Source organism: Kluyvera sp. NPDC087067 (assembly GCF_044745165.1).
Taxonomy (GTDB): domain Bacteria; phylum Pseudomonadota; class Gammaproteobacteria; order Enterobacterales; family Enterobacteriaceae; genus Kluyvera.
Genome location: NZ_JBIUZS010000001.1, coordinates 437,437 through 463,797 on the forward strand (window position 1 = coordinate 437,437; position 26,361 = coordinate 463,797).

At 48.2% G+C, this 26,361-nt stretch carries 37 protein-coding genes; 25 read left to right on the forward strand and 12 right to left on the reverse strand.

From position 1 onward, the window contains the following. The first annotated feature begins 233 nt into the window (after window positions 1-233). Complete coding sequence (locus tag ACIPDS_RS01965) at window positions 234-1,325, forward strand: acyltransferase family protein (RefSeq protein WP_400732196.1); 1,092 nt, start codon at window positions 234-236, stop codon at window positions 1,323-1,325. 6 nt (window positions 1,326-1,331) lie between these two features. On the opposite strand, the gene ACIPDS_RS01970 is transcribed toward ACIPDS_RS01965, so the two are convergent. After that, window positions 1,332-1,763 carry a DUF1398 family protein gene (locus ACIPDS_RS01970; protein ID WP_400732197.1) on the reverse strand — a complete coding sequence of 144 codons (432 nt, stop codon included), beginning with the start codon at window positions 1,761-1,763 and terminating at the stop codon, window positions 1,332-1,334. A gap of 238 nt (window positions 1,764-2,001) precedes the next feature. On the opposite strand from ACIPDS_RS01970, the gene ACIPDS_RS01975 reads away from it, so the two are divergent. After that, on the forward strand, window positions 2,002-2,226 hold the full coding sequence (locus tag ACIPDS_RS01975) for a hypothetical protein (RefSeq protein ID WP_400732199.1): 225 nt from the start codon (window positions 2,002-2,004) through the stop codon (window positions 2,224-2,226). An 80-nt stretch (window positions 2,227-2,306) separates the two neighbouring features. On the opposite strand, the gene ACIPDS_RS01980 is transcribed toward ACIPDS_RS01975, so the two are convergent. The 9 genes from ACIPDS_RS01980 to ACIPDS_RS02020 all read right to left on the reverse strand — a co-directional run bounded on the left by ACIPDS_RS01980 (window position 2,307) and on the right by ACIPDS_RS02020 (window position 10,098). Continuing rightward, window positions 2,307-3,437, reverse strand: a complete 1,131-nt coding sequence (locus ACIPDS_RS01980; protein ID WP_400732201.1) for a phage integrase Arm DNA-binding domain-containing protein — start codon at window positions 3,435-3,437, stop codon at window positions 2,307-2,309. Next, complete coding sequence (locus ACIPDS_RS01985; RefSeq protein ID WP_400732202.1) at window positions 3,415-3,663, reverse strand: excisionase; 249 nt, start codon at window positions 3,661-3,663, stop codon at window positions 3,415-3,417. Before ACIPDS_RS01985 ends, ACIPDS_RS01980 begins: the two co-directional genes overlap by 23 nt. A 61-nt stretch (window positions 3,664-3,724) precedes the next feature. Beyond that, on the reverse strand, window positions 3,725-3,967 hold the full coding sequence (locus tag ACIPDS_RS01990) for a DUF4060 family protein (RefSeq protein ID WP_400732204.1): 243 nt from the start codon (window positions 3,965-3,967) through the stop codon (window positions 3,725-3,727). Next, window positions 3,964-4,380, reverse strand: coding sequence for a PerC family transcriptional regulator (locus tag ACIPDS_RS01995; protein ID WP_400732206.1), 417 nt, complete (start codon window positions 4,378-4,380; stop codon window positions 3,964-3,966). Before ACIPDS_RS01995 ends, ACIPDS_RS01990 begins: the two co-directional genes overlap by 4 nt. A gap of 34 nt (window positions 4,381-4,414) precedes the next feature. Further along, on the reverse strand, window positions 4,415-5,527 hold the full coding sequence (locus ACIPDS_RS02000) for a RecT family recombinase (RefSeq protein WP_400732208.1): 1,113 nt from the start codon (window positions 5,525-5,527) through the stop codon (window positions 4,415-4,417). Window positions 5,528-5,538: 11 nt separating this feature from the next. Next, complete coding sequence (locus ACIPDS_RS02005; RefSeq protein ID WP_400732209.1) at window positions 5,539-8,580, reverse strand: RecE family exodeoxyribonuclease; 3,042 nt, start codon at window positions 8,578-8,580, stop codon at window positions 5,539-5,541. Between the two features lie 132 nt (window positions 8,581-8,712). Beyond that, on the reverse strand, window positions 8,713-9,210 hold the full coding sequence (locus ACIPDS_RS02010) for an HNH endonuclease (protein WP_400732211.1): 498 nt from the start codon (window positions 9,208-9,210) through the stop codon (window positions 8,713-8,715). 11 nt (window positions 9,211-9,221) lie between these two features. Further along, a complete protein-coding gene (locus tag ACIPDS_RS02015; protein WP_400732213.1) occupies window positions 9,222-9,392 on the reverse strand; it encodes a YdaE family protein in 171 nt (56 codons plus the stop codon). A 295-nt stretch (window positions 9,393-9,687) separates the two neighbouring features. Beyond that, entirely contained in the window at window positions 9,688-10,098 is a 411-nt protein-coding gene (locus tag ACIPDS_RS02020) for a helix-turn-helix domain-containing protein (RefSeq protein ID WP_400733399.1), read from the reverse strand. A gap of 112 nt (window positions 10,099-10,210) precedes the next feature. Between ACIPDS_RS02020 and ACIPDS_RS02025 the strand changes: the two genes are divergently transcribed. From ACIPDS_RS02025 to ACIPDS_RS02120, 20 genes are all read left to right on the forward strand, one after another. Next, window positions 10,211-10,441 (forward strand): YdaS family helix-turn-helix protein, encoded by a 231-nt coding sequence (locus ACIPDS_RS02025; RefSeq protein WP_400732215.1) that lies wholly within the window; start codon window positions 10,211-10,213, stop codon window positions 10,439-10,441. Window positions 10,442-10,443: 2 nt separating this feature from the next. Next, window positions 10,444-11,013: a hypothetical protein gene (locus ACIPDS_RS02030; protein ID WP_400732217.1), complete on the forward strand. Its 570-nt coding sequence runs from the start codon at window positions 10,444-10,446 to the stop codon at window positions 11,011-11,013. A 78-nt stretch (window positions 11,014-11,091) separates the two neighbouring features. Beyond that, a complete protein-coding gene (locus ACIPDS_RS02035) occupies window positions 11,092-12,075 on the forward strand; it encodes a replication protein (protein WP_400733401.1) in 984 nt (327 codons plus the stop codon). Between the two features lie 2 nt (window positions 12,076-12,077). Next, complete coding sequence (locus ACIPDS_RS02040; RefSeq protein WP_400732218.1) at window positions 12,078-12,827, forward strand: ATP-binding protein; 750 nt, start codon at window positions 12,078-12,080, stop codon at window positions 12,825-12,827. A gap of 20 nt (window positions 12,828-12,847) precedes the next feature. Then, window positions 12,848-13,099 (forward strand): hypothetical protein, encoded by a 252-nt coding sequence (locus ACIPDS_RS02045; protein WP_400732219.1) that lies wholly within the window; start codon window positions 12,848-12,850, stop codon window positions 13,097-13,099. Between the two features lie 483 nt (window positions 13,100-13,582). Next, the gene (locus tag ACIPDS_RS02050) at window positions 13,583-15,499 is read left to right on the forward strand and encodes an NACHT domain-containing protein (RefSeq protein ID WP_400732220.1); all 1,917 of its coding nucleotides are present in this window, start codon (window positions 13,583-13,585) and stop codon (window positions 15,497-15,499) included. A 467-nt stretch (window positions 15,500-15,966) separates the two neighbouring features. Continuing rightward, window positions 15,967-16,200, forward strand: a complete 234-nt coding sequence (locus tag ACIPDS_RS02055) for a DinI-like family protein (RefSeq protein ID WP_400732221.1) — start codon at window positions 15,967-15,969, stop codon at window positions 16,198-16,200. 384 nt (window positions 16,201-16,584) lie between these two features. After that, a complete protein-coding gene (locus ACIPDS_RS02060) occupies window positions 16,585-17,184 on the forward strand; it encodes a DUF1367 family protein (RefSeq protein WP_400732222.1) in 600 nt (199 codons plus the stop codon). Next, window positions 17,184-17,390, forward strand: coding sequence for a hypothetical protein (locus ACIPDS_RS02065; protein ID WP_400732223.1), 207 nt, complete (start codon window positions 17,184-17,186; stop codon window positions 17,388-17,390). Before ACIPDS_RS02060 ends, ACIPDS_RS02065 begins: the two co-directional genes overlap by 1 nt. 2 nt (window positions 17,391-17,392) lie before the next feature. After that, window positions 17,393-18,001, forward strand: coding sequence for a recombination protein NinG (locus ACIPDS_RS02070; protein WP_400732224.1), 609 nt, complete (start codon window positions 17,393-17,395; stop codon window positions 17,999-18,001). Next, a complete protein-coding gene (locus tag ACIPDS_RS02075; RefSeq protein WP_400732226.1) occupies window positions 17,998-18,135 on the forward strand; it encodes a YlcG family protein in 138 nt (45 codons plus the stop codon). Before ACIPDS_RS02070 ends, ACIPDS_RS02075 begins: the two co-directional genes overlap by 4 nt. Next, complete coding sequence (locus tag ACIPDS_RS02080; protein ID WP_400732228.1) at window positions 18,132-18,836, forward strand: bacteriophage antitermination protein Q; 705 nt, start codon at window positions 18,132-18,134, stop codon at window positions 18,834-18,836. Before ACIPDS_RS02075 ends, ACIPDS_RS02080 begins: the two co-directional genes overlap by 4 nt. Before the next feature lie 248 nt (window positions 18,837-19,084). Continuing rightward, window positions 19,085-19,303 (forward strand): hypothetical protein, encoded by a 219-nt coding sequence (locus ACIPDS_RS02085; protein WP_400733404.1) that lies wholly within the window; start codon window positions 19,085-19,087, stop codon window positions 19,301-19,303. Between the two features lie 23 nt (window positions 19,304-19,326). Beyond that, window positions 19,327-19,503, forward strand: coding sequence for a TrmB family transcriptional regulator (locus ACIPDS_RS02090; RefSeq protein ID WP_400732229.1), 177 nt, complete (start codon window positions 19,327-19,329; stop codon window positions 19,501-19,503). A gap of 220 nt (window positions 19,504-19,723) precedes the next feature. After that, window positions 19,724-19,912 (forward strand): hypothetical protein, encoded by a 189-nt coding sequence (locus tag ACIPDS_RS02095; protein ID WP_400732231.1) that lies wholly within the window; start codon window positions 19,724-19,726, stop codon window positions 19,910-19,912. 249 nt (window positions 19,913-20,161) lie between these two features. After that, window positions 20,162-20,425, forward strand: a complete 264-nt coding sequence (locus ACIPDS_RS02100) for a hypothetical protein (protein ID WP_400732233.1) — start codon at window positions 20,162-20,164, stop codon at window positions 20,423-20,425. A 97-nt stretch (window positions 20,426-20,522) separates the two neighbouring features. Next, on the forward strand, window positions 20,523-20,759 hold the full coding sequence (locus tag ACIPDS_RS02105) for a class II holin family protein (RefSeq protein WP_400732235.1): 237 nt from the start codon (window positions 20,523-20,525) through the stop codon (window positions 20,757-20,759). Beyond that, a complete protein-coding gene (locus ACIPDS_RS02110; RefSeq protein ID WP_400733406.1) occupies window positions 20,737-21,303 on the forward strand; it encodes a lysozyme in 567 nt (188 codons plus the stop codon). Before ACIPDS_RS02105 ends, ACIPDS_RS02110 begins: the two co-directional genes overlap by 23 nt. Continuing rightward, complete coding sequence (locus ACIPDS_RS02115; protein ID WP_400732237.1) at window positions 21,303-21,839, forward strand: hypothetical protein; 537 nt, start codon at window positions 21,303-21,305, stop codon at window positions 21,837-21,839. The genes ACIPDS_RS02110 and ACIPDS_RS02115 overlap by 1 nt, the downstream gene beginning before the upstream one ends. Before the next feature lie 100 nt (window positions 21,840-21,939). Beyond that, entirely contained in the window at window positions 21,940-22,185 is a 246-nt protein-coding gene (locus tag ACIPDS_RS02120) for a hypothetical protein (protein WP_400732238.1), read from the forward strand. Window positions 22,186-22,327: 142 nt separating this feature from the next. Here the strand turns inward: ACIPDS_RS02120 and ACIPDS_RS02125 are convergent, their stop codons facing one another. Together ACIPDS_RS02125 and ACIPDS_RS02130 are read right to left on the reverse strand one after the other, a co-directional pair. Beyond that, on the reverse strand, window positions 22,328-22,615 hold the full coding sequence (locus ACIPDS_RS02125; RefSeq protein ID WP_400733407.1) for a DUF6953 family protein: 288 nt from the start codon (window positions 22,613-22,615) through the stop codon (window positions 22,328-22,330). After that, window positions 22,612-22,794 (reverse strand): YodC family protein, encoded by a 183-nt coding sequence (locus tag ACIPDS_RS02130; protein WP_234284174.1) that lies wholly within the window; start codon window positions 22,792-22,794, stop codon window positions 22,612-22,614. Before ACIPDS_RS02130 ends, ACIPDS_RS02125 begins: the two co-directional genes overlap by 4 nt. A gap of 26 nt (window positions 22,795-22,820) precedes the next feature. Between ACIPDS_RS02130 and ACIPDS_RS02135 the strand changes: the two genes are divergently transcribed. Genes ACIPDS_RS02135 through ACIPDS_RS02145 form a run of 3 tightly spaced genes read left to right on the forward strand, consistent with a single transcriptional unit; the run spans window position 22,821 to window position 26,360 of the window. After that, the gene (locus ACIPDS_RS02135; protein WP_400732240.1) at window positions 22,821-23,384 is read left to right on the forward strand and encodes a terminase small subunit; all 564 of its coding nucleotides are present in this window, start codon (window positions 22,821-22,823) and stop codon (window positions 23,382-23,384) included. Then, window positions 23,381-24,952, forward strand: a complete 1,572-nt coding sequence (locus ACIPDS_RS02140; RefSeq protein ID WP_400732242.1) for a terminase — start codon at window positions 23,381-23,383, stop codon at window positions 24,950-24,952. The genes ACIPDS_RS02135 and ACIPDS_RS02140 overlap by 4 nt, the downstream gene beginning before the upstream one ends. 4 nt (window positions 24,953-24,956) lie before the next feature. Beyond that, window positions 24,957-26,360 carry a DUF4055 domain-containing protein gene (locus tag ACIPDS_RS02145; protein WP_400732243.1) on the forward strand — a complete coding sequence of 468 codons (1,404 nt, stop codon included), beginning with the start codon at window positions 24,957-24,959 and terminating at the stop codon, window positions 26,358-26,360. Window position 26,361 lies beyond the last annotated feature (1 nt).

A 26,361-nucleotide genomic window follows, 5' to 3' on the forward strand; every position in this document is an offset into this window, starting at 1 on the left:
TATTCTTAATAATGTACTTTGATGGCATGTCCAAAATGGATGCAACATAAATGAATGTGCACTATTCGGATGTGCTCTTTCAAAAAGAGCAATTTTTCTTATCCTGGTGGCAAGTGCTTATCTAATGAACGATAACGTACCGATGAGTCTCGATCAAGATTGATATAGATGCTATGATTTTGCGGTTTGGAACCATAATAAATTATAATTATTTAAAATTAGGGTTGATTAGAATGATAAAAAGAAAAAACATAGACAGTATTCATCAGTTACGTGGTATTGCTGCTCTATTAGTTGTCTTTTTTCATTTTAGATTTTTTCTGAATGATGTTTATGCGCAGAAAGATTTAGGATACATATTATTTGGCGGCGGGGCATTTGGTGTCGATTTGTTTTTTATGATTAGTGGGTTTATTATTGCCGCTTCTACGGTTAATCAGCGGAGTATTATTGTTTTTAATATTAGAAGATTCTTTAGAATTTACCCTACGTTTATTGTTACTTTCGCATTTGGATATCTGGCACTATATCATGTAGATCCCATTGAACTGATTTTAAGATCTTTATTTTTTATTCACCGAGATTATAAGCTTCCTTCCCCTGGTTTCGGCTATAACTTACTTGGCCCGGCATGGACTTTGACTTATGAAATTTACTTTTATGCATTATTTTCAGTTGCTATGCTCATAAATCATAGATACAGGGTGTTTATATGCTCATTGTTGATATTGTTACCATTTATTATTGTTCAAACCCATTTTAATGGCGAAGTATTGATTGCCGGAACTGCTGCTCCCAAAGTCCCAGAAGGACATGAATATTTTTCATTATTAAGATTTGTAGGGTCGCCAATTTTAATAGAATTTGTTATAGGTATGTTTTTATATATAATATATAGCACTTTTAGTTTAAGGATTGGGAAAGAAGTCTCATCTATACTGTTTTATCTGTGCGTTAGCCTGGCAGTTTCATTTTATTTTAAACCAAACCATTCAGGCTTTGGCATGCAAGACTTTGGCTTTTGGGCTCTTATACTCCTGTGTGGTTGTTTATTGTATGAAAAAAATAATGAAGTAAAACAATCGAAAGCTTTAAACTTTTTAGGGGATATTTCATTCTCTCTCTACATTTCTCATTATCCAATAATATATAGTGTAAGTAAGTACAATGATTTCTTTCCGCAAGGATTTGTTGGTATTTCTAAATTTATGTTGTTGGCTACTGTGTGTATTGCTTTTGCCACCTTACTTCATATTTTTATTGAAAGGCCGTTTATTAAAATCGGTAAGGCTATTGAAGCAAGGATAACATCAACAAAGCTATGAAATTAATCAAAGATTCACATTGTCAATTTCCCCTACATAGTTATAGTCAGGATTGACAATATTTTCAGTATGGAGCAGACGATTGTCTTTCGACCAATAATGGCGATTTGCCTCATTGACATCGACCACCCATTTGAATACCCCCGCTCTGGCTAATTCCCGGCAATATTGGTCAAAACGAGTACAGCCGCTGAAATGGCGTTTGGTGGCGATGCGTGTCAAAGCATCACTCGCATTTTGATTGATCTTAATTAACCGTCGTTGGCTTTTTAACGATAAGTAGGTGTCCGCAGTTGTCACCACTTGTACATTTCCCGTAGCGACGAAATAGATATAGTAAGAGATATTGTTTTGCTTTAATTGTGCCAAAAAACGGAGAAAGTCTGATTTACATCTAACTTGCTCAAAAAAAACGCTGAGCATTTCATCGAATTCCATTTACTGCCTCTGAATGAGATCTTTGTATTATTGATAATCTTTATTGCTTAAAAGTAATATCTAAAATAAACACAAATAAAAAATTGAAAAAAGATATATTTACCTTTGCTTTTTTGGGCCCTGGACGCAATAAGAAAAATGCATTAATTGTTACTAAAAATTTCATTAGGGGTATTATTTTGATAGCTTGGGCAAGAGGAACATCCTAAACTGGGGTGAATGACATAAGGAGATAGCAATGTTAGAAGGGTACTTCGATCTAGACAACGTCACCGACGCTGAAGCCTCTGAAAACCGTAAGCGTTTGCTGGCTGTTCAGGCCGCGTTAGAGATATCTAAAGCCTCGGTTTCCGCCTCCACCGCAAACTCTGGGATCCGCTCCCAGATGGACTTGCGCAACGTTTCACAGGAAGTTGCGTCACTGGCCGATGCCATCCAGGATGCGCTGGAAATCGGCGAGTAATTGCCGTTGCCGCCTTCGGGCGGCTATCCCCCATTTTTCCTCTTCTGCAAAACTCCTGCAAAACCCTTCTGCAAAACTGTCTATAAAATAACCAATTTCCTCCACTCTTTTCCTCGCGAATCATTGTACCTGTCCGTCATTGCCTGGTTAGCGTGACCCATCAATATCTGGGTATTAACACCCTGTTCACGATATAGCCGTTCAGCTAAGGACCTTTGTTCGTGGAATGTCGGCGCGGTACCATTTTGTGCCCAGTCACGGTCCACTGAATCTCTGGCTTTCCTGAATGCAGTGGTCAAGGTTGTTGGTTTTACTTTTCCACCTCGTACAGCAGTTCCTTTTGCGCTGTGGTGGTGAAGCATATATGGACTCAATACGCTGTCTCGGCACATTGCGACAACGTCACCAATGCTGTAACCAACCTTTTCGCATTTTAATTTCAGTGGAAGTGCGATCTTCGCACCAGTTTTCTCTTGCTCAACAAGCAGATAATCCCCCGAAACATCGGTAAATTTCATTTTGCATAAGTCAGATATTCTTTGTCCGGTTACGATCGCCAACAGCATGCCTTTCTGTAAATAATAATTTTCTTTCTCTGCGGCCTTATATATAAGTATCCACTCTTCGAAATCGAGTCGCTGGCGCGTTATTTTTACGTGCGGTTTTTTAGCGGACTCCGCCGGATTGAAACCAGCAGGAACCTCGCCCAATTGCTGAGCTTCTTTGAAAACATCAATTGCCACTTTCCTGAATATTTGTCCCATACGGTTATGCTCTTGTTCTCGATAATCGTCGAGGATCCCCACGATGTCTTTGACGGATACTTGATCCAGCGACCGCATACCCAGATGTTGCTCAAGAACTTTCAGTGGAGACTGTTTTTGCTTTAACGTGTTTAGTTTTATTTCGCCGCGCTCATAACGTTCATCCTGAATAGCTTTATATCGAACCACGAAATCGCTCACACTTGACGAGCCTCCCAGGCTTTTGATTAGCTCGTCCTTAATTTTTAGTGTGTGCCTCATTTGTTGTTCTGCTAACCGGCTATTTGCCTCAGTAGCCAGTTCTTTCGCTAATGTTTCATCAGACCCCAATCCATGAAATTTTCCAGTAACTGGATGCTTATAGCGCCAGTAGACTTTATTCGTTCTTGAGTCCATGTAGGGGGAGAGCCCCGGAATAGTCACGTTATACTTTCGTGGTCTGCCCATCCTCTAAGATTCTCCTCAAAAGCGGATGATCCTGTTTTTTTATCTCTGGTTGTGACGTAAAACCAATAAATCGAGCCGTAAGCTCTACGCGCCAGCTTTTACCAACTTTACAAGCTGGTGGTGAGATCATTCCGTTTTTTGCGTATTTGCTTAAGGTTGATGGGCCGGGTATCGGATTACCGAACTCATGTTCAGCCCACTCTGAGAGCAGTACAAGCCTCGCCATTTTTCCTCCTGCTGGCAGCTCATTATAAAGCTGCCAGTTGTTTGTATATGATAATTCAGAATCAACTCACCTGGCCCGGCAGCGCACGCAGTCGGCGCATTCCCTTCATCGCTGTGGCCACGTAGTTTGCCTTCCGGTTCACCACTTCAACCCAGACCTTCACCCCGTCAACCCGGATGGTGTACGTCTCTTTCATCTTGCTGCGCCCATAGTCGCCGTAGCGTTCCTGGTGCGTTGCCAGCGCTATCTCGCATGCCTGACGTGCGATGGGGGATTGTTTATTGCCTCTGTTAATTAGCTTCATGCTCGCCCCTTCGCAGTTCTGATGCAGCGGTTACGACGCGACGCAATGATGGCCACGCCGGTTACTGTCTTCTGCTGACGGGATAACTCTGCCAAGACTGTTGCTGCCCGGCGCCACAGGCCGCGGTTCTCTAATTGAGTCGCTATCACCTCCAGCTGGCTAAGTTGGTTTGATTCTGATGATTGGCCGCCGGACTTGCCTACCTGTTGAGTATTCTGCACAAAGCGATACCATCTGGAGTCTTCACTGCGTTTGCACCGGGCAATCGTCCCGCTCTTGATCAGTGAATTGATGATGTGGCGCAAGTTCCGACCTGTAATGCAAAGGGATTCGCTGATCTCTGCGGGGCTGGCCTGCGGGTTATCAAGCAGGTAATTGGCGACCGCGTTCTGACGTTCAATTTTACTTACCATGCTGGTATCCGGCCCCATGCGGGGCCGACCTCCGTTAGCCAACGTATTCCGGTTTCATGTCGTCGAGGGTTACGCGGAACTGCTCGTAAAGTTCGTCGCCCAGGTGGCGCCGCGCGGCGGTGAGTGTTGCTTCTGCCTTCGCGAACAGCTCAGCCGCATCCGGTTCACCTGCGTTCGGCAGAGAGTTAATGGTTGCCTCGACTTTGTTTCGAGCATTCACCCGGTGATAACGCTGTGTAGCTTTGTTCTTGAGCTCGGTGTACAACGCAGACCCCAACTTTGCTTTGGCCTGGTTAATGTCTTCGCCAACGGCTTTTGCCGCGTCGGTATCTTCGGAAGCATCAATCCGGGTGCGGAATTCCTCTGCGATAGACTCGATGCCTGCAATTGATTCCTGAGCGTTGCTGGTGGATGTCACTGCCTCGCCAGTGATTTCATTAAGCTCCATGCGCTGCGGCGCCGGGTTAATCTCTTTCTCTGCGCGTGGCTCGACTTCATCAGGGGTATAGACTCCAAGAACAACCGCTGGGCAGTAGAGGCGCGCCCAGTACTTCAGTGCCAGGTAAGCGATCTGCTGTTTCGGGTTTGATATCCACAGCGGCGAATTGCGGGTAATCACGCTGGAAAGGAAGACCGGTTCTCCCCAGGTGATTTCACTCTCGCCGCGGATGACCGCACCCACGCGAACCGACAGGCCCTGTTCGTCAGCGCTGGACCAGCCGCGTACCATTTCTTTCTTGTCGTACGTGCCGCCGCCTTTCGTTGGCTTCTTCACGATCTCTTCACGGCTGCTGGCGCATTTCGACCAGTCGCCTTCATACTCATAGTGGAAGCGGCCCACGATTGCGTTTGAGCTGGAAATTACCGCGTTGACCAGCTGCGCCTCGTAACCGAGAACGCCGTTTACCAGATGCGTTTTCTGTGCCACTGCGTATGGGTTCATCCCCCACTGCATGGCCTGCATGATGATGGCCATGCAGTCGGCTGGGTTACCTCGAAGATGTTCAGGAACCGTGACGGCGGCCTGCGCCATCAAACCGGCAACGGCTTGCAGCTGGGTTAACGCCTGCACATTGAAAATGGCATTGCTCGCTGAAATGGTGTTTGGTGTCTGCTGCTCAGCGTTCACGATATTTGTGTTTTCCATCATCATTCCCCTTATGCCAGGCGCAGCGTTTCAAGACGGCGTGTGTCGAAGTCGTTCAGTTCGTCGGTGTAGTCGGTGGTGATCGGCGCTGGCCATTCGCCAGTATCAAACCCGGTTGCAATGGCGCGCATCGCCTTGCGATATTCCAGCATGCCCAGTTCCAGAAGCTCGGCAGATGCCTCTACAATTGCTATCCAGTGATAGTTCTCGTCTTTATTGACGAAAATCCAGAAGAACTGGTCAAGTGCTGCCGTGTCGCAGTACATCGCTGCGCTCAGGTGATAATCGCGGTCGATGATCTCCCGGTGCAGCTTGGCGCGCAGGCCTTCCTGTTTGATGTTCCACATGCTGATGGTTTTCAGGTCGGCACCGATACGCAAACCGTCCAGGTCGATTTCCAGATCCGGACGCACACGGACTTCCAGCCCGGTTTCGTCGTCGAATCCGAAGTAGCTCACCTCGACGGCGCGGCTCGGGTGCGTCAGCAGCTTGCCGGCGGTCGGGTGCTGGAGTAGAGCTTTCTGAATATTCAGCGCGGTACTCAGTTGCTGGCGGGAGACCAGCACTTTTCCTTCCGGGTTATCTCGCCATGCGTCCAGCAGCTCGTCGGCGAACACGGCACCCGGATTAACAGACTTCACGGCCTGAATCAGATCGGCTTTCGTGCCGGATACTTTGAGCGGCTGGGGCTTCTGGGCTTCCTGCGCGACCAGGTCAGGATTAATAATCGCCAACTGCTCGAGTAGAGCGTCACGGCTGCCGCTTGTTTTCACCTGCGGCGGCAGGGTGGCGTTGTACTCTTTGATGCAGGCTTTCATTGCTGTTGCGGTCTGCTTCTGGCCTTCTTCAATACGCTGGTACTCAGCAGGCAGAGCCATGTAGCTTTGCCCAGTTTCTTCCAGCGATGCGCCGAGCGGCACCTGCGGCGGCAGGGTGGCGTTGTGTTCTTCCAGCAACGCTTTGATATCTTCGGCTGACAACTGCGCTGGCAGGCTGGCGTTATACTCATCGATAAACGCACGGATCGTTGCCGTGGTGGTGAACGCACCTTCCGGGATAATCGGTTCAACGCTGAACTCGGCATCCAGTAGCTCTGGTTGCAGCGCCAGCGCATGTACCAGATTTCCCATATCCAGAACCGGGGAGCGCTCTTTCGTGATGGTCTTCTCGACGTGGCGCGCGTTGAAGTACATCAGGGATACTCGGGCATCTTTCACCTGCGTTGAGCTGATACCGTTTGCCGCGTGATAAACCTCGTTTGGTAGACCTTCATAGCGGCCGGGTTCGAAGAAAGCAGGGTACTCGGCAGCAGGTTCTAACTGCGGTTCTTCTGGCGCTTCGGTGGCTACTTCCGGCGCAGAGTCGAGCTCCGGCACGGGTTGCTCGTCGGCAGCCAGGCTCGGCGCAGCAGCGGCCAGAATAGCCGTGTTGCTGGTTTCGTGCTCCAGCGCATCCAGCTCGTCTTTCAAACCGGCTTCCATTTCCACATAGGTAGCATCGCCGCATGCAGCGCCACAGTCCGGGCAATGACCGCCACCGACAGCACCGCAGCCGGTGCATACGGTTTCTGTTACGGTATCTGTCTGCTGATCATCTTCCACAGTACCTTCGCCTGCTGATACCGCATTGTTAGTTTCGCCTTCGGCGCGCTCAGTCTCTTCCATCTGCTCATCGCTGGTGGTTTCCTCGGTATTTGCTGGGTGTAATTTTTCTTCGGCGGCGCGCTGGCGCACCTGATCAACGACAGAAAGCGCTGGTTCCAGCTGCTCTCCCATCAGGCCATCGATAGAGAACATGCCGTTGCCCATGCTGGCGATTTTTGGCTGTTCGGCTGCAGCCTTCTGCTCTGCTGCGACCTGCTCGTTAATCTCGTTTTCCCAGCTTTTTTCTGGCACGTGACGAGCTGCTGCCAGGGTTTCTTCGGTTGGGTGCTGGTGGTCGGTTTCCGTTAGGTTCGCGTTGATATACGTCTGCAGGCTGACCGGGAAGTGGTGAACGTTCTCTGCGGCGCCACGGATGAGCGCGAAGATAGCAGCGCGCGAATAGTCCAGGATGCCGGCGGTTTTGCGCAGTGCTTCGGACCACTCTTTGAACGGGCTTTCTTTCTTGCTAACGATCTCTTTTGCGCGGCGGAAAACGCCACCAGGGATATCGTAGATGTTGAAATCCATTGGTAGAGTGGCCAGCGCAATATCAATGTCCAGAGTGTCCAGCGTGTGGACAAGGTCAGGGTTGCGATCGGTTTTATTACCGCCGCCGGCGTTGGTTTTAGTATCAGTCCGCTGAATCAGCTCCACGCGGTTGCCTTTCTGCCATTCTTTGACCAAAAGGCCGCGATCGATGTGTTCGGTGCCTACCCACGCTTTGACGAACCGGATCACCTGGTTCAGTTCGCTGCGATTGTCCTGTGGAAAAATTTTCTTGATGGCGTCAGTGAGTTTCCAGATACCAGGCATGTCATATGCTTTAACTTCCGGAGTGTTTTCGATAGCCAGCAGTAGGTTCTGCACATAGCTGTTATCCATGTCCATTTCGAGAGCAGATAACTTGGCCTGTGTTTCCTTGTTAATGCAGTAAACATGACGTTCTTCGGCATTGAACTGTGCCAGTACCTGGATGCGGAAGGACAGGGGAGCAATGTTGTATTCGACGTTTACAATCTTGCTTTCGTGGACGCTGTCCTCATCCTGTTCTGCGTCTGCGTCTGCGTCTGCGTCTGCGTCTGCGTCTGCGTCGCCAGCATCTTCCTGGTGGAAAGTATCTTGCGGCGCCGCGCCGGGTTTCAGCTGCCAGGTGCGCTGGTCGTCGGCCAGTTCGTAGCGCTCACACCAGGTAAAATCAACCGTTCCTTCTTCCGGCAGGTCATTAAACACAGGGAAGTCAGTACGAACGGGCTTCATGTAGTCTTTGCCACGACCGGTTTCGATTTCGGCATCTTCCAGCTCTACATCAAGCTGGAGGTTAGCCCGGGCTTCTGATTTTGCAGTGAACCAAATCACAGCATCTTGCTTGCCAGATTTCTGAGTGGCCTTGACCACATAGAAGAATTCCATGTTCAATCCTCTTTTTCGGATGTTAGAATCCCCGGGCCATTGATAGCGCCCATTGGGTGTCTTTTTGGTTTGGTAAAAATTCCGGTGTAACTTTGGTCGGGAGCACCGGAGAGTTTCAGCATTGCGCTGGTTTTATAAATTTCTGGCGAATAAGCCGTGATTTGCTTCGCGGAAGTTGTTTATTGCTTCCGCTGCCTTTTCTAATTCAACAAAATTTCCTACCGTGTATCTTTTCCCATCAACGCGACAGATGGCTCTCCAGCGCTGCTTACCCTTGTGCCAGTACACACCCTTCACTCCGCTTGTGTTGTTCTTCTGGAGTGACTTGTTGAAGTTGTTCTGCGAACAAGTTGCTTCGCGCAGATTTTTCAACCGGTTGTCAGAGCACTTCCCGTTTACATGGTCAATCTGGTCTTCAGGCCATTTACCATGTACGTAGAACCAGGCCAGGCGGTGCGCTCGATACTTTTTCCCATTGATGATGATTCGAATATATCCGCGTGAATCAAGATGACCTGCAACTTCACCTGCTGCGACGCGACCACGTTTTTCTAACCAGGTAAAATCACCTGTTTCTGGTGAGTAGCTGAGTAATTCTTTCAGGTGCTCAAGTGATAACTTTTCGCTCATATCCGCCACCGTTATGACTCGTGGGCCATCTGGTCGTATGAAGCACAACGTACAGAGCAATAATCGCGTTCTTCGTGTGTCAGCTGCGCGCCGTGAATCAGCGTCAGCTCATTCTTTACTTCTTTTCCCTGCTCAATCGGCTTTCCACACAGGTGGTAAGCGCATTTCTTTTGGTTATGCATCCGGATCTCCTTTCTGCGCCAGCAGGTAGCAGAGACGGCGGATGAACGCCTCAACATAATTCAGTTTTACGGCCTGCTGCCGTGCTGGTTTGCGTGCAAAGTCTTTCATTTCACCCTCGGTGCTCGTATCGCTGAGCTGCGGAACATTTCACCTGACAACGATGCGCTTGTTATCGATGAATTGAAGTGTGCAACAATAAGTTTCGTTTGTAAAGTGCGGTGAAAGTATAAATTTCGCATGAGGGCGAAAAAAAAGGCGCCGCTAGGGCACCTTTAATTCTTGGGTGTTTCTTTTTTATTTTTTAACGTTGTTTATGAGATCGAACACATCACTTTTGAGAAGCTCTATATCGCGCAGAACTCCTTGGGTATGAAGAATCAACCTCAGTTTTTCAGACTCTGGTAGCTGATTGAATAGTGAGAGCATGACCAATTCTGTCTCATCTAACTGTCTTTGTGTTGCCTGCTCTTGAGGAATATCTTCAGAGACATCAGCAGGCAAAAAGAACCAATGTTCAGGCTTCCCAGTAGCCGCAGCGAGCCTTTTTAACCTCTCTCCGCTAGCAACACTTTTACCTTTAGCCCAATTTTGCACAGCCGTATGCGAAAGCATGACCTTCTTGGCTAGATCGGATTTATTCCAGCCGTTTTCAGTCATGACTTGTTGAATTCTTTTGGCAAAGACCGGGTTAGTAATCTCATTCATAAAACTCATTTTACAACCTAAGGTTTCGCTAGGCACTAAAACAATATGTTTCGTTTGTTGAAACATAAACTTTCGTCGTGTATGCTTCAATTCATCATCTGAAGGAGAGCATATGAACAAAGATATCCAGGAAAAAATCAGCAAAGCCGCTTCGCGAGCTTGCATTGGTAAACACTTCGGCATCAGTGGCCAAGCCGTTGGTAAGTGGATCCATGATAGCGGTGTCCCTCAAAAACGAATTATCCAGCTTTGTCAGTTTCTTAATTGGGCGGTAACTCCGCACGAAATCGATCCTGATGCTTACCCAAACCCAACCGACGGACTACCAAAGCAAGGAGCGTAATCATGCAAGCTCTAAATTTTTATCAGGATACAGGAGCGCCAGCGCAAGCGGTGATATCGAATTATCAGAGCGCTCCACGCAATAACAGCAAGTTAATCCGTATTCGCGAAGCTGTTAAAGCATGGCAGAAAGCCACCCCAGGCCAGGCGCAAATCTACATTTCGAAGCTGATAGCGAAAGAGTGGATCGCCCGCGGTGGTCGCGGTCTGTTGCTTGCTGGTTCCGAGGTGAACACCAGACAAAATTTCTTCCGGATGATTAACGAGCCAGGCCCGAAGAATGACAAAAACCTGATGCTACTGATCCCGGTAATAACAGACGTAATGTCTCGCGATAACGAGAGAGTGGCGCGTGAATATGGGCTGCTCGCGAAAACGGAAGCAGAGCTGATTGCTGATGCAATGAAAGAATGCACTGAAGCGCACCAGGCAAAGCTACTCGGGCAGCCAATTAAACGGCTTGAGAAAGAAGTCCGTGAAGCTGCTGAGGCTTTATTGCGCTTCTTGCCGGATGAATCGCTGGCCGCTGTCGTGACCAGTTTAGCAACCATGGTTCCGGGGATTATGGGATGAGTAATTCAGAAAAGGCGAAAGCCGCGGTGCGCGAACACCAACGGCTTTCTGGTGCAAAAACGGTAGGTAATTGCGGAGATAAGTATGTCAAACACCGCTGAAATATTCAAATTTCCCGCGCAGCTGGGAAAACAGGAGAGTCGCATGGCTGAACTGGAGAACGGCTATTTACGCTTGGCCAACCAGATTCAGGATGCCCTGTGTATCGTTGAGCTTTCAGGCCGTGAATTCCGGGTGCTGAATGCTATCGTTCGCCTGACCTATGGCTGGTCTAAGAAGTCTGATCGCATTGCCAATAGCCTCATTGCAGATAAAACGACGCTGAAGGTGAAGCACGTCTCTGAGGCTGTGCTGAGCCTTGCCTATCGGAACATCATCATCCTGCGCCGCATTGGGCAAATCAGATACATAGGGATTAATACCTGCCTGGATAAATGGGCTTACACCAAGCCAAATTGCATGAAGTGTCCGGCGGCGTTCCCGGCTGCTGAAGTCGAAACGTGGGTTATTAGCGCCCGCGAATTCATGATTGGCAATCCCCGGAATCAGGGACAGTTATCCCCGAAAACAGGGATGGTTATCCCTGAAAACAGGGATGGTGATTTTGCCCCTTCAACCATCCCCGAAAACAGGGATGGTTATCCCCGAATTCAGGGAAAGGTATCCCCGAAAACAGGGAACACCAAAGACATTCTTCCAAATACAAATATAAAAACAGATCTAACCCCCTCTAATCCCCCAAAGGGGAAGGTGAAGTTTGACCCTCTGACAATCCCTGTCCCTGAGTGGCTTGATTCTGAGTCCTGGAGTGAATGGGTTGCCTACCGCCAGCAATCTGGAAAGGCCATCAAGACCGAGTTGACTGTCACCAAGGCATTCAAACTGCTGAAGGCTTGTCTGGACGACGGACATAACCCCGTAGATGTGATTAACACCAGCATTGCCAATGGGTATCAGGGATTGTTCAAGCCGAAGTTTGCTCTCGCCGAGCGCAAAACGGGCAGGGATGTGAACCACATTTCTGAGCCAGAAAATACCATCCCACCAGGTTTCAGGGGGTAGCGATGAAAAATATTGTTAATTCCGGCAGCGCGCTGGAGCGTCTGAAGAAACTCATTCCGCCAGGTGTACAGCCGAAATTCACCAGCGCCGCTGAGCTACTGGCGTGGCAGCGGGAAGAGGGGCTTAAGCATTGCGAGGAACTGAGCAGACTGAACCATAAAGCGCGAACTGAGAAAATCTTCGGCCGTTCCGGTATACAGAGCCTGCACCGCAGCTGCACGTTCGCCAACTACGAAGTATCCAGCGAGCAACAACGCAAGGCCTACACCATGGCGAAAAGCTACGCGCACAACTTCGTGGCTGGCTTTGCGAGCTTCGTATTCAGCGGCGGCCCAGACACCGGCAAAAACCATCTTGCAGCGGCGATAGGAAACCATCTACTGGCTGCTGGCCATTCGGTTCTGGTCGTCACCATCCCGGATTTAATGCTTCGTGTCCGCGAGTTCTATGACGATGGCCAGTCGGAGGCCTCCCTGCTGGATAATCTCTGCAAGGTTGACCTGTTGGTGCTGGACGAGGTCGGTATTCAGCGCGGCAGCAGCGGCGAAAAGGTCATTCTGAACCAGGTTGTTGATCGTCGGCTGTCCTCGATGAAACCGGTCGGCGTTCTGACGAACCTGAACCATGTAGGGCTTCAGGAATCTCCCGGGCTTCGAATTATCGACCGCTTAACCATGGACAGCGGCATCTGGGTGAATTTCGACTGGGCCAGCTACCGCAAGAACGTATCACACTTGAGGGCTGTGAAATGAGAGACATGGAAACAGTGAGTATGAACGATATAACCGTGAAGCAGACCAACAAGGCCATCGCAATTATCGCCGAGTATCTCCAGCGCGCCAGCCGGAATGAGCAGCTGCAAGAAGCGAAAGTTCGTCTGGATAAGAAAATGGTTCTTCTATCCGATGATGAAAACTGCGATCAGGGCATATTGATGGGGGCGTTTGTACCTGCCATGACCAGTCATTCTCGGGAGAAGTTTTTCGAAGAAATCGCCGTAGCACTGAAAGGAGCGCAGGCATGAGACTAATACTGGAAGTCCTTTCTGCATCAGTGAACATTGGTCGATACAGAAATGCAAGGCTGAAGTCTGCCCGTTAATCTTTATAAACAAGTATTAAGGGCACACACTCTTTCGGGGCTGAATTTGCTAGCAAAGTACGAACTCTGCTATAGACTCCCGTGTAAAAACTTCTCAGTGGCGTTCATATCAACATGTGTAATTGCTTTTTATTGTCTAGTCAAGGAGGTACTTTAGCAAGCCTGACCTATCGCAGGTCAAACTGATAAGAAATCCTACCAAATGTGATAACTATCAACAAAGTATATTTCTCGGATATTCACATTTGTGATTTAATTCAGATGGTTTGCAGCTTACTGAGTAAATGGCCTGTGTTTATCATAGCAGGTAGATTCTGTTGACAGTTAGCATACTGATTCATTGAAATACTGGAGTATAGAAATCAATGCTAACCATAGTGTAGTTTTAATTATTTAAGGAAAAGGTGTGTTTGAATCTATGATAGCAGGTTATGTGGCGAGCAAAGCTGACAAAGGGGTGGATAAGGTCGTTGAGAAGAGTTTTGAGAGATTGTTTGAACATATTCTTAAAAATCCTTGGCGATTTAATTCTAAGAAAGGTGAGAAACTTATCAGGAGTCTTAAAGAAGATGGGGGCTATGATAATTATGTCAATGGACATATCTATGAGAATTTAAAAACAAAAACAATTGACGGAAAGGATAGTTTATTTGTTATAGACGATATATATTATCCTTTAAGATTTAAAAATAATAACAATGAGTCTGTTCTTTTAGAGAACATGATAATGACAGGGGAAGGTTGTATTTTAAATATCACTGGTGTGGCTGGTAATGGGAAAAGCACAGTGATGAAGAAGTTATTAATTGAAACGATTAGAAAAGGTCTCCGCCTTCCATTCTTTTTGGAATTGAGAACGCTAGAAGATAATTCGATTGTCGAAAAGCTGGTCGAGATAATAAATAATTGTGGAGTAAAGGCTGATATTGATTCAGTAGAATCTGCATTGTCCAGTTCTAGAGTCATTTTACTGCTTGATGGTTTCGATGAAATATCCTCGGGGAGAAGGAAGGTTGTTTATAAGGAAATTGAATTAATAAAGAATAAGTTTAAAGCACCAATATTAATTTCATCTAGACCACACACTGAAATATGTACATCAACAATAGCACAAGAAATTAAAATCCAGGATCTTTCTCCTTTAGATGTATTCAACTTGATTGATAAAAGGATGGGGAAATTTGAAGCAGAAAAAGCTAAACAGATATTGAAATCTAATAATGAATTGCTGACATCTTTAGTGACGCCGATTCTTGTTTCTCTTTTTTGTGCTTGTTATCCAAATGCAGATATTATTCCGAAAACAGCTAGTGACTATTACCAAAGGATTTTTGATATATTATATGAGGGGCATGATTTAAGAAAGCTTTTTTTCTCTAGAGAAAAAGCGTTTCATGATGATAGTGGATTGGTAAAAGCTATATTTTGTGCTTTTAGCTTTTTATCTTTAAAGGAAAATAAATTAACAATTACACACCAGGAAGCTATTGATTTTATTGACAAAAGCATGAATAGGTGTGGATACAAACCAAAATCGAATGATACTAGTAATTTTTTGCAAGATATAATAAAAATAACAGGTCTTATCAAGGAAGATGGTTTTAAACAATATGCTTTTATTCACAAATCTATACAGGAATATCATGCCGCTTTATTTATAAAAAACTCAGATGATGATGCGAAGAAAAGCATCAATCAATCAATTCTTAATGGGTTGATTGATGGGAGTTTGAAAAACATAAATGTTTCCTCATTTTTGTTTTACATAGATAAGTTAAATACAATAAGAAATATTTCAATTCCATTATTCGAATCAATAGGGTTCTCGCAAGAGGTTGATGTAGAGGAACTCACCAGAAAACTTGTTGACGATGTACTTTGTCACTCGAGAGCAGGTGTTGTTGTGCATGCACAACATGAAGAGGCACTTAAACCAATCAAAGGAAATAAAGCTAAAGTTCGAAAGAAAGAAATATTTATATTGCGTACTGATGTCGTAGGTGAGCGATTGGTTCCTCTGTCACCATTTATATCAATAGATAAAGATAAAACGCTACGTATTGCAGATATGATATATACAACTATGAACTCCCATGTTTATTTGCAATATTATGTTAACAAGGTTGGTGTGAATCGTGAAAATAAAGACTTAGATGCATCAAATTCATTGCTGGCAGTAGAGGTTGTAGATCATTTCGGCCATTATCATAAGGTCTTTAATCTTGCAATGGAAATAGTTTCAGACCTTTATTTGCAATATGTTGAGCAAAAGGCCATGCTGGAGAGTATAAAATCCACTGAGGATTCATTTAGTGGTTTGTAAAAATATTAAAGTTGATGCGACTCTTCTTTTCAAAGAAGAATTTGATTTCATATTGAAGCGTCTTTTAGCTATGTAGTGGTCAATAAATGTCTGATTGTATAACAGAGTAAAGTAGCCTTTATCACATACTGCGGACGAAACCAGTTCGCGGAAGTGATGGGTAAATCCCTTGCTACCTCTGATGGTGAAGCGCTGGAAGGAGAGTGTCTGGACGAGGTGGTTGTTGCGGGTGTTATTACATACGAGATAATGGTTGTACGTGGTAAAGAGCTAGATGATTTTCCGATTATCTGAACCAGTCTACCAAGCTTTATGTTGATAAACCCGCTCCGGCGGGTTTTTTGTTGTCCTCATAAAAACTCATTAGAAACAACATAGTAACCTTCGCAAAAAATGCTTTTATAGGATTGATAAATCTGCTGCATGGGTGTACTGTTTATTTATACAGTATTTGCAGAGGAGGATAGATGAGAGTTGAAGTCACAATCGATAAAAAGAAAAAGTTACCCGATGGCGCAGTGCCGGCACTGGAAGCCGAACTTTCGCGCCACATAGGTCAGAATTATGAAGACTGTAAGCTGATAGTTCGCCGGGCAAGTACTGATGGGCTTAACGTGGTAGGCGATGAAAAAAGCAATAAACATCGCATCGAAGAGATCCTGCAAGAAACGTGGGAAAGCGCGGACGACTGGTTTTATTGATTACTTGCATAATAACCGGGCTCCTTTCTGCACGGTTTCTGGAAATATTTTATTGCGTCTGGATGTCGCTCAGGGGGAAATATTGTGGGTGCAATTGACTCAGCTCCTACCGGAGACTTTATAGCGACCATCACAGATGCTAGTGGCCGCGAAGTTTTGTCTTTTGATTTGGCGGCTAGCGACCGATTCATCCTGTCGTCATCCGATGGGAAGGTTTTAAGTAGAAAGCTCTGCAAAGATGATCATTACTGGTCTCGGGCGACACTGCTGGAAGTTGTCAGAGAGATGACCGCAAAAAATTGACCGTTTAACAGTATATCCAGCATAATCAGCATACTGGTCTGAACAACCAGAACCTGACGACTGTGCGCCACGGGGAAAACCATGGCGCAGTTACAACTCATCAAGCAAAACTCAGGAATCCTGATCGCGGCTACCCCCGAGACCAGCGATATACTGCAATCAAAAATTAAGCTCGGCGCCGTGTTGGTGGCTGAGTTCAAACAGGTCCGCAACCCAGCATTTCACCGGCGATTCTTTGCTCTGCTTAACCTTGGCTTTGAGTATTGGGAGCCTGCCGGCGGCGCCATATCGTCTAACGAACGCAAGCTGGTGACCGGTTATGCTAAATACCTTTCGGCTTACGGTGGCAACGAAGGCGCGCTACTGGATGCTGCTGAGCAGTATCTGGACCAAATCGCAAGCCGCCGTGTCACCAATGGTATCAGTCTCTGCAAATCATTTGATGCGTATCGCGCCTGGGTAATCGTAGAGGCAGGGCATTACGACGCTATTCAGTTGCCAGACGGCACACTCCGCAAACATCCCCGCAGCATCTCCTTTGCCAATATGGACGAAACTGAGTTCCAGCAGTTGTACAAGGCCGCGCTCGATGTTCTCTGGCGCTGGATATTGTCGCGCACTTTCCGAACACAGCAGGAGGCCGAGAACGCCGCTGCCCAGTTGATTAGCTTCGGGGGATGATGCCGATGAAATATTCCTGGTTCCATCATCACGAATGCACCACCGAACAGGCCGACGAGCTGGTGGCTAACTACCGTCGCCGTGGCGTCAAAGTTGAGCGCAGTCTGAACCGTGACAACATCACCTGGACCGTCAGCGCCTTGCTCCCGGAAGGGGATAAAGCGCCGCGCTCGAGCCGCGTCTGGCAAAACAAGGCGTGGGGGTGAACATGGCTAAGTCACCGCGCCGTAAGTGCGCCAACAAAGAATGTCGCCAATGGTTCCATCCGACGCGAAGCGAGCAGATTGTTTGTTCGTACGAATGCGCCAGCGCCTATGGCAAAGAACAGACCAGGAAAGCCAGGGAAGATGCGCATCGCAGGGAGCGTTCCCATCAGCGCGCCATTGAGAAGAAAGAACGTGCAGCCTGGCGCCAGCGTAAAGCAGCGGTTAAACCGCTGAAGCATTGGGAGGATTTAACCCAGCGCGTCGTCAACGACTACATCCGAGAGCGCGATGTCGATCTGTCATGTATCAGCTGCGGGACGTTCGACACCGTCCAGTGGGAAGCCGGCCACTACCGCTCACGCGGTAAGGCATCACACCTGCGCTATAACGAGGACAATATTAGTAAACAATGTCACCACTGCAATGTGCAGCTGTCTGGCAATCAGCAGCAGTACCGCCTGGGCCTTATCGAGAAAATCGGCGCTGAACGCGTCGAGGCGCTCGAAAACAACGACGTTCCACACCGATATACCATCGAAGAACTCGAGGCCATCAGGAAGCGCTATAGCGCACTGCGCCGCGGGTTAATTAAGAGTAGGGAGGCCGCATGACATTCGAATCCTATTTTGCCGACCACCTCCGCGTCCGCTGGATGCGATTGCGCTTATTCCGCTTTCCAGGCTCGGTGTTGGCTGACTATCGAATCTTGAAGAATTACGTGAAAACTATGGGCGGTGCTACATGAATACTCAATTTCTCGAATATGTCCGCCAACAGCTAATTGTTGCTACTGCAGATTTAAGTGGGGCAACGAAAGGGCAGTTAATGGCCTGGCTGGAGAACGCGCAGTTCGACACGAAAACCTTCAAGCGGAAAAAGCCTCGAGTATGGGATGCTGAAAATGAGAAATGGCAGGTTCTCGACAACCCGCCGATTCCCGGCAAACAATCACATGCGAAGGGTTCCCACATTCCTTTGGTGCGGCCTCTGGAGTTCGCGACTGCATCATGGCGCCGTGCGCTACTGTCACTGGAAGAGCACCAGAAGGCCTGGTTACTATGGAACTATAGCGAGAGCACAAACTGGGGCCATCAGGTCACAATAACTCAATGGGCTTGGGAACAGTTCAGCCACCAACTGGCTGGTAAGCGGGTAGCAAAAAAGACCATGGAGCGACTGCGTAAACTTATCTGGCTTGCCGCGCAGGATGTGAAAGCTAAGTTGGCCGGTAAGGACGTTTATCAATATTGTGATCTTGCCGAGCTGGTGGGTGTCAAACCTGACAACTGGAGCAAAAACTATGGTGACTACTGGCGGGCGATGTGCGACATATTTGCTTTGATGGATAGTGAAGCTCTAATGCAGGTAGTAAGAACACGATCGCAACATAAATCTGTTTTTTCGCAGCAAGGTCTTGCAAAAGTCAATTTAATAGGCCATATTTGAAGCATATTTGATATGTTGCCAAAATTTTATAAACCCGCCACCGAGCGGGTTTTTTATCGCAAAACAAACATGTCATGGCTTACCAAGAATGTCTAATCTGTGCCAAAACCTGTCACCCATTTCTTTTCAGCTGGTAAAAGGTAGTGTGATTCTATGAAGGCGTAATACAAAAAGCAGCCGTATCCAGAACACATGTGAGATAAGGTAAACCCAAATCATTTCGATCAATAAAGAGTTAGTAAATGAAAATGATGATTTACAATGTTTTTGGAAGGCATATAGGGGTTGAGCGTAAGGACGAGCGTTGGCTGGTTTATCGTGTTGATTTGACAGATGGAAAATCATCAAGGCTATATGACGCCGTCATTCCTGATGAACTCAGTGAGGCCGAAATCCTTGGTTGGTTAGAGGATATCTTCCATGAAGCTGCTAATGCAATAAATCCCGAGGTAAAAAAAATTCACTAATTAATTGTGATAATAAAAAGTCAATGCTCCGGCTTGTGCCGTACATTGTTTTCAATGAATTAAGCAAAAAACCAGCTACGGCTGGAGAGATTGCACTGAATACCCATATTAGCCGCGAGCGTTGCCAGCTAATTCTTACGCAGTTGGTGATGGCGGGGTTATTAGATTACCAGTTCGGATGTTATACGCACCTCCAGTGATGGGGGCTTTTTGCTGTGAAAATGGGCGGCTGGTGGGTGTTAGCGCACCCGGCCAGCCATCAGCTCATGATTTGAGATCACAAGTTACCTAAGGCCCGCTGTTTTAGTGCAAAAGCAAAGTGGGCCTACTGGCTTAATTCATTATGTAGATTTTCTAACGCATGAGCGTGCTTCTAAATATCTATACTGCTCTGTAATAACAGCGGAATAGGACCAAGAGATGAAAGCAGGCTATTACTGGATTCAGCACGATGGAAAAGTTCAAGTAGCGTACTTCTCACCGGAAGAATTTGAAGATATTGCAACTGGCAGGATGGTTACCGGCGTATGGCATCTGGCCATGAATGATGATATCTGCCACAACGGAGAAGCACAGGTTCTCGAGGGACCGCTGCAACCACCGCGATAATAAATACCAAACATTCAATCCCTGGCAACTGCCGGGGATTTTTCTTATTCAAGGCCGCTGACAGGCCCGTTTAGTGCAACGCCTTTCCCCGTGTCCGCTCCTGGAATTTCGGGGATTTTTTATTTCAGGCTCCGGGAAACCTTCACTTTCGTGCTGTCGTTAAATCAGCCCGAGAGCCTGACCCCATCTACTACCGGAAGAACCCCGGCCGCATAAGCGGCTTTTTTTATTTCAATTAAGGAAAACACTATGTACGCATTAAAAACGATTGGTAAAAACCCGGAAGGCAAACTTGTTGAGAACGTAAGGGTGCTGGGCAAGTGGTACAACCTGGAGTTCGAAGAGTCTCAGCCCCTGGGCGATAATACCCCGATTGAATCCCCCGTCGCGCGTATCTCTTATGCAGACGGCGGTGAAACCATGACTGCAGTCGTCAACGACAATCAGGACGCCTACATCACCACGCTGCAGGGCGATACTGTTCGCGTCGTTCGCAACCGTGGCATCTACTGAAGACCTTCTGCAAAAAGCATCCTCCGGGGTGCTTTTGACAGAGCGTTTTTCAGTTTCCCTTTTAGCCACAGCACCTGCCAAGCGGTGAGGTGAGAGCATGTATCGTATGGAAAAGATAACCACCGGCATTGCTTATGGCGCTTCAGCCGGGAGCATCATCAACGGTGTACTTAATGCCTACAGCCCGGAGCAGTGGAATGCCATTGGGGTGCTGGTGGGCATTATGATCGGCGTACTTACGTACCTGACGAATCTGTATTTCAAAATTAAAGATGACCGGCGAAAAGAACGCGAGGACCGAATTAATGGGCATGTCACCAAATTTGAGGAATAGCGTTCTTGCTGCGGTACCTGCTGGCGCTATTGCTATTGCAGCGGCCCTGATTACCGGTCCAACGGGTAATGATGGTCTAGAGGGTGTTCGCTATCAGCCATATCAGGATGTGGTCGGTATCTGGTCCATTTGCTACGGGCACACAGGCAAAGACATTATGCTGGGTAAGACTTACACGAAATCAGAGTGTGATGCCTTGCTCAACAAAGACCTTGCCACCGTAGCAAGCCAGATTAACCCGTATATTAAGGTTCCTATCCCAGAAACCACACGCGGCGCGCTTTATTCGTTCGTTTATAACGTTGGGGCCGGTAACTTCAAAACCTCCACGCTACTGAGAACTATCAACCAGGGCGATATCAAAGGCGCATGCGAGCAGTTACGGCGCTGGACCTATGCTGGTGGCAAAAAGTGGAAGGGATTAATTACTCGGCGTGAGATTGAGCGAGAAGTTTGCTTATGGGGTGAGAAGCCACAAAAGCTGGATGATGGATTTGGGCCGCTTAACCCAGGAACGCCAGCAACAGCACCGGGAGTATTCTGATGAAACCCAACAAAATTGCGATAGCCGCGATTCTGCTGGTGGGCGTCGTAATCACCATTGCAGTGCTCTGTGTGTTACTGGTGCGCAGCAATGCAGCACTGACCACGTCAGAGAGTGATAACCGGGTACTGCGCAGCGACAACGCTCTACAGGCAACCGTAATAACCACCCAGGCTTTCAACTTCAACCGGTTTAACCAGGTGGCGGAAAACGCCAACCATCTTAACTCGCTTATCGATGCTGGAACCGAAAAGACTGTTATCGAATACCGTGAGATTCTCCGACGTGAAAAAACCTGTGATCTGCCTGTTCCTGCTGATGTCGCTGGTGGGCTGCTCAACTACGCGAACCGTTTACGTGCCAGCGCAATGCACGCCGATTCCGGGAACGCTAACGCAGCCGGTGATAGCACCACTACCGCCATCTCAATAACGTACTGCCAGGCTGTTCTGTGGATAAATCCGCTACTGGCTGCCATCGAAAAGGCGAATAACCAGCTGGCAGGGATACGGAAAATCGAGCTGGGACGAAAATAGCATCAAAGAAAATCTTCGGCGATGGGGCTTTTACCGCGTTAGTGATTATTTCGGGTTGCTATTGCATAATGAAATTCTATATACCTCCAGAGTTTATGTTATGAAAAAGATGCCAGCTAGTGGGATGTGTTACTTTGTAAAAAAAATTGATTTTGAAGAGTTTTCACGCCAGTTGAAGTTTGCTTTATTGAATATAGAAATCCGAGATGTAACGATAAACCCCTACAATGACGGGAGTGTAATTGTGATCCATGATTTCGCAAAAACAGATGACGATTTCACCCTTTCCCATAGGATGACAAAAAAGATAACAGAGAAGTTTGGTGGGACGTATTCCATCGAGTAGTCTGGGCACTTCAACTTTTCTGAAACTTCTCATGCCGAGCTAATGCCATCACCAAGACCGCCTCTGGGCGGTTTTTTATTGCCATTACCATGGGTAGACCCATGGTAATGGCAAAAGTACGGTGAGCTTATCGCCCTGTATCTTAACCGCGAGCCTCGCGACCGTCTTCGTCCTCAGGAGCACGGTATCGCCAGTATTTATCTGGTTTGACCCAAACCACACCCTCACCACTGTCAATCCGGAAGGTGTTTATTACCTTGGTTGATAGCGCTTGGTTGCCATCCGCATTTTCTTTGAGATGCTGCTCGTTATGCTGTTTAACGAGATAATCCACAACATCCTGCTGATATAGACAACCATCCCTCAATAAAGCATCCATCATCCAGGATGAAACATCATCAAGAGTTAAGGTTGGTGCGTTTGGGGCTATGGCTTTGGGGTAACGCGCTCAATGGATTCCGGTTTGAAATAACCTTGCTCAAGTTTTTTACCAGCAAACCATTGGCAAAGAAAAGAATGACCTTGAGTAGTTGAAAATGACCTGATGGTCATGTCAGGTCCGCCTGATTTCAATTTAACAATGTCTCCTGTTTTGAAGTCATCGCTCATAATAATCTCCTTATTGGAAGTAAAAAATGGCACTCACCGACAAACAAGAAATGTTCTGTCGCGAGTACCTCATCGATTTAAACGCCACGCAAGCGGCTATTCGGGCGGGGTACAGCGCAAAGACAGCTAATCGTACCGCGTCTGAAAACATGTCAAAACCTGACATCAAGTCCAGAATTGCCGAACTTAAAGCGCAACGCAATGATCTGGTTGGCATAAATGCGACATACGTCCTTAATCGTCTGGTTGAAATTGACCAGATGGATGTGCTCGACATCCTGACCTCGACAGGAGAGCTAAAGCCAGCATCTCAATGGCCAAAGGTTTGGAGAACGACGCTATCTGGCCTGGATGTCGTTGAAATGGCTGCAGAGGGAAACACATCAGCGCTGCTTAAGAAGATTAAATGGCCTGATAAGGTTAAGAACCTCGAACTGCTTGGCAAGCACGTTCGTGTGCAGGCGTTCAAAGAGCAAGTTGAACAGAAGGTCACAGCAACCCACAGCATCATGCCGGTCCCGTCCTGCGATAACGTAGACGACTGGGAAGCGGCAGCGCAGAAGCAGCAGAGCGAGGTACTGGGTGGATGAATTACAAAGCCGTCTGGAAACCTTTGCCAGGATCGCAATCGCTCTCCCTGAGTTGCCCGTGTAACGAAATCCTCTACGAAGGAACACGCGGCCCGGGTAAAACTGCTGCGCAACTGGCTCGCTTTCGTCGCCTAGTTGGTCTTGGTTATGGTTCGTTCTGGCGTGGCGTCATTTTCGATACCGAGTATAAGAATCTTACCGACATCATCACCCAGTCGAAGCGTATGTACCGCCTGTTTAACGACGGCGCACGCTATCTGGCGTCAGCATCTGAGCTTCGCTGGGTATGGCCGACTGGAGAGGAACTGCTATTCCGCTTCGGCAAGGAAGAGGGCGACTACTGGGATTATCACGGTCAGGAATTCCCATTCATCGGATTCAACGAGCTGACCAAGCAGCAGTCTGGAGAGTTCTACGAGATGATGTTCTCCTGCCGGCGTTCTTCGTTCCGGCCTGAGAACTATCCGCGGGATGATGGCTCGTTACTCAAGCCGATCCCGCTGGAGACGTTTAGCACGACCAACCCGTTTGGCATCGGCCATACCTGGGTGAAGAAACGCTTCATCGAGCCCGCGCCGCGCGGAACCATCATTCGCGAAACGCAAAAAGTGTTTAACCCGCAGACCGAGCGTGAAGAGGACGTGACGCTGACGCGGGTGGCAATACACGGATCGTTCAAAGAGAACCCGTACCTGGATCCACAGTACATCGCAACACTGATGGCTATCAAAGACCCGAACCGGCGCAAAGCCTGGGTAGAAGGCTCCTGGGATGTTACCAGCGGCGGGCGCTTTGACCATCTGTGGAACGCGTCATTGCACGTCATCAAACCGTTTCGCATCCCGGATAGCTGGACCGTCGACCGCTCCCATGACTGGGGCGAGTCGAAGCCGTTCTCTAACCTCTGGTGGGCGCGCGCCGACGGTACCGCCGCAGAGCTGCCCGATGGCCGTCAGTTCTGCCCGCCTGCCGGGTCGCTGATCCTGATTGGCGAATGGTACGGCTGCCCGCCTGATGAACTCAACAAAGGCCTGAACATGTCATCCACTAACGTCGCCAAAGGCGTGGCGTGGGTGAATAAACGGCTGGTGGGCGAAGAACTGGCAGAACCCGAAGAAATAAAGCTAAACGGGGTCACGCAGGGGCAACTGAATATCATGCCCGGCATCTGCAAGACGGTTCTCCCCGGCCCGGCTGACGGGGCTATCTACAACACTGGCGATGATGAACTCTCCATTGCCCAGAAGATGGAATCGCAGGGCGTTAAATGGGTTCCATCCAACAAAAAGCCTGGGTCGCGTGTGAACGGTGCGGCCCTGTTTGCTGACATGCTTGAGGCCGTTGTCGAAGGTAAGAAACTTGAATCCGGCACCCCAGAGAAACCTGCATTTTACGTTTTCGACTACTGCCGTGGCTGGATAAGCCGTGTGCCGGTACTCGTGCGCGACAGCAAAAACCCTGACGATGTAGATACCCAGCAGGAAGACCACGACTGGGATGCTACCCGATATGCCGTTCTGCATTCACCGCCGAAGAAAGTCGGCAAAGTCACCAACCTACGGATCTAACTCCATGCCTGATATTTCAACACCCAATCTGGACTATGGGAACATGGTGCAGGCGTGGGACATTAATGATGCCCTGATGGGCGGTACGTTGTATATGCGCCAACTCGGAGAGTCATATCTCCCTCGCTGGCCGAAAGAAGACAAAGAGGACTACGAAAAGCGCCTGGCTGTGGCCACGCTGCTGCCTGCTTACGAAGAAACCATCAACCAGAACGTGGGCCGCGTATTCGCTGAGCCTATTCAGCTTGGCGAGAACGTGCCGGATGCTCTGCGAGAATTTGCGAAGGATGTGGATCTGGAAGGCAGTCGCCTTGATGTATGGGCGCAGGCGTTCTTCAGCCTGGCGATGCAGTATGGCCTGTCTCATGCGCTGGTGGATTATCCACGTGTAGATGCTGAGCAGGTTAAGACCAAGGCAGATGAAAAGGCTACCGGTGCGCGACCGTACATAACGATGCTGAATCCCCGTCAGGTGATTGGATGGAAGTCGACGATGGTCGGCGGAAAGATACAACTCACCGCGCTACGCATCAAAGAGGTAGTGGTGGTGGATGGCGACGACTTCGGGCAGACAAAGGTTGAGCAGATTCGTCTGCTGACACCCGGGCAGGTACAGATTTATCGAAAGGCCACTGGCACTGACGGCCAGGTAAACTGGACCCTGCATGAAGAGTGGCAAACCTCCCGCAGGGATATCACCCTGGTCACGCTCTACACCAAACGCACTGGCTTTATGTGCGGGTCACCGCCGCTGCTCAATATGGCGCTGCTGAACGTCAAGCACTGGCAGAGCCAGAGTGAGCAGGACAATATCCTTCACGTAGCGCGCGTCCCGTTGCTTACGGTATTCGGCCTGGAGGATGGGCAGGAACTGGTAATTGGCTCTTCGTCTGCAACTCAGTTCTCCGACCGTCAGAAGCAGGGGCTTGAGTACGTTGAACACACCGGCACTTCAATCGCATCAGGAAAAGAATCGCTGACTGACCTCGTGGAGCAAATGCGGCAGGCGGGCGCAAAGCTGCTGCGGACTGACAACACCTCCACGAAGTCTGTAGACCAGACGTCTGAAGAAAAGATGCAGGAGCAGTCGCCGCTCTACACCATGGCCACCAGCCTGGAGGACGCGATCGACAACATCCTGCAAATCATGGCTGAGTACATCGGGGAATCTGAGGGCGGTAATGTTGATGTCCGTACCGAACTGGATGTTGAGTCGAAAGAGTTTAATCCACCGGCGGCGATGGCTATCCAATCCCTGCGCCAGGGTGGCGACCTGCGTCGCATCGATGCGATTAAAGCGCTTCAGAAACTAAACCTGATTGATGCAGATGCAGACCCAGAAAAGGTCTTGGACGAGTTATTGGCTGATTCCTCCTCGCTGGATACCAGAACGATAGACGAGGTGTGAT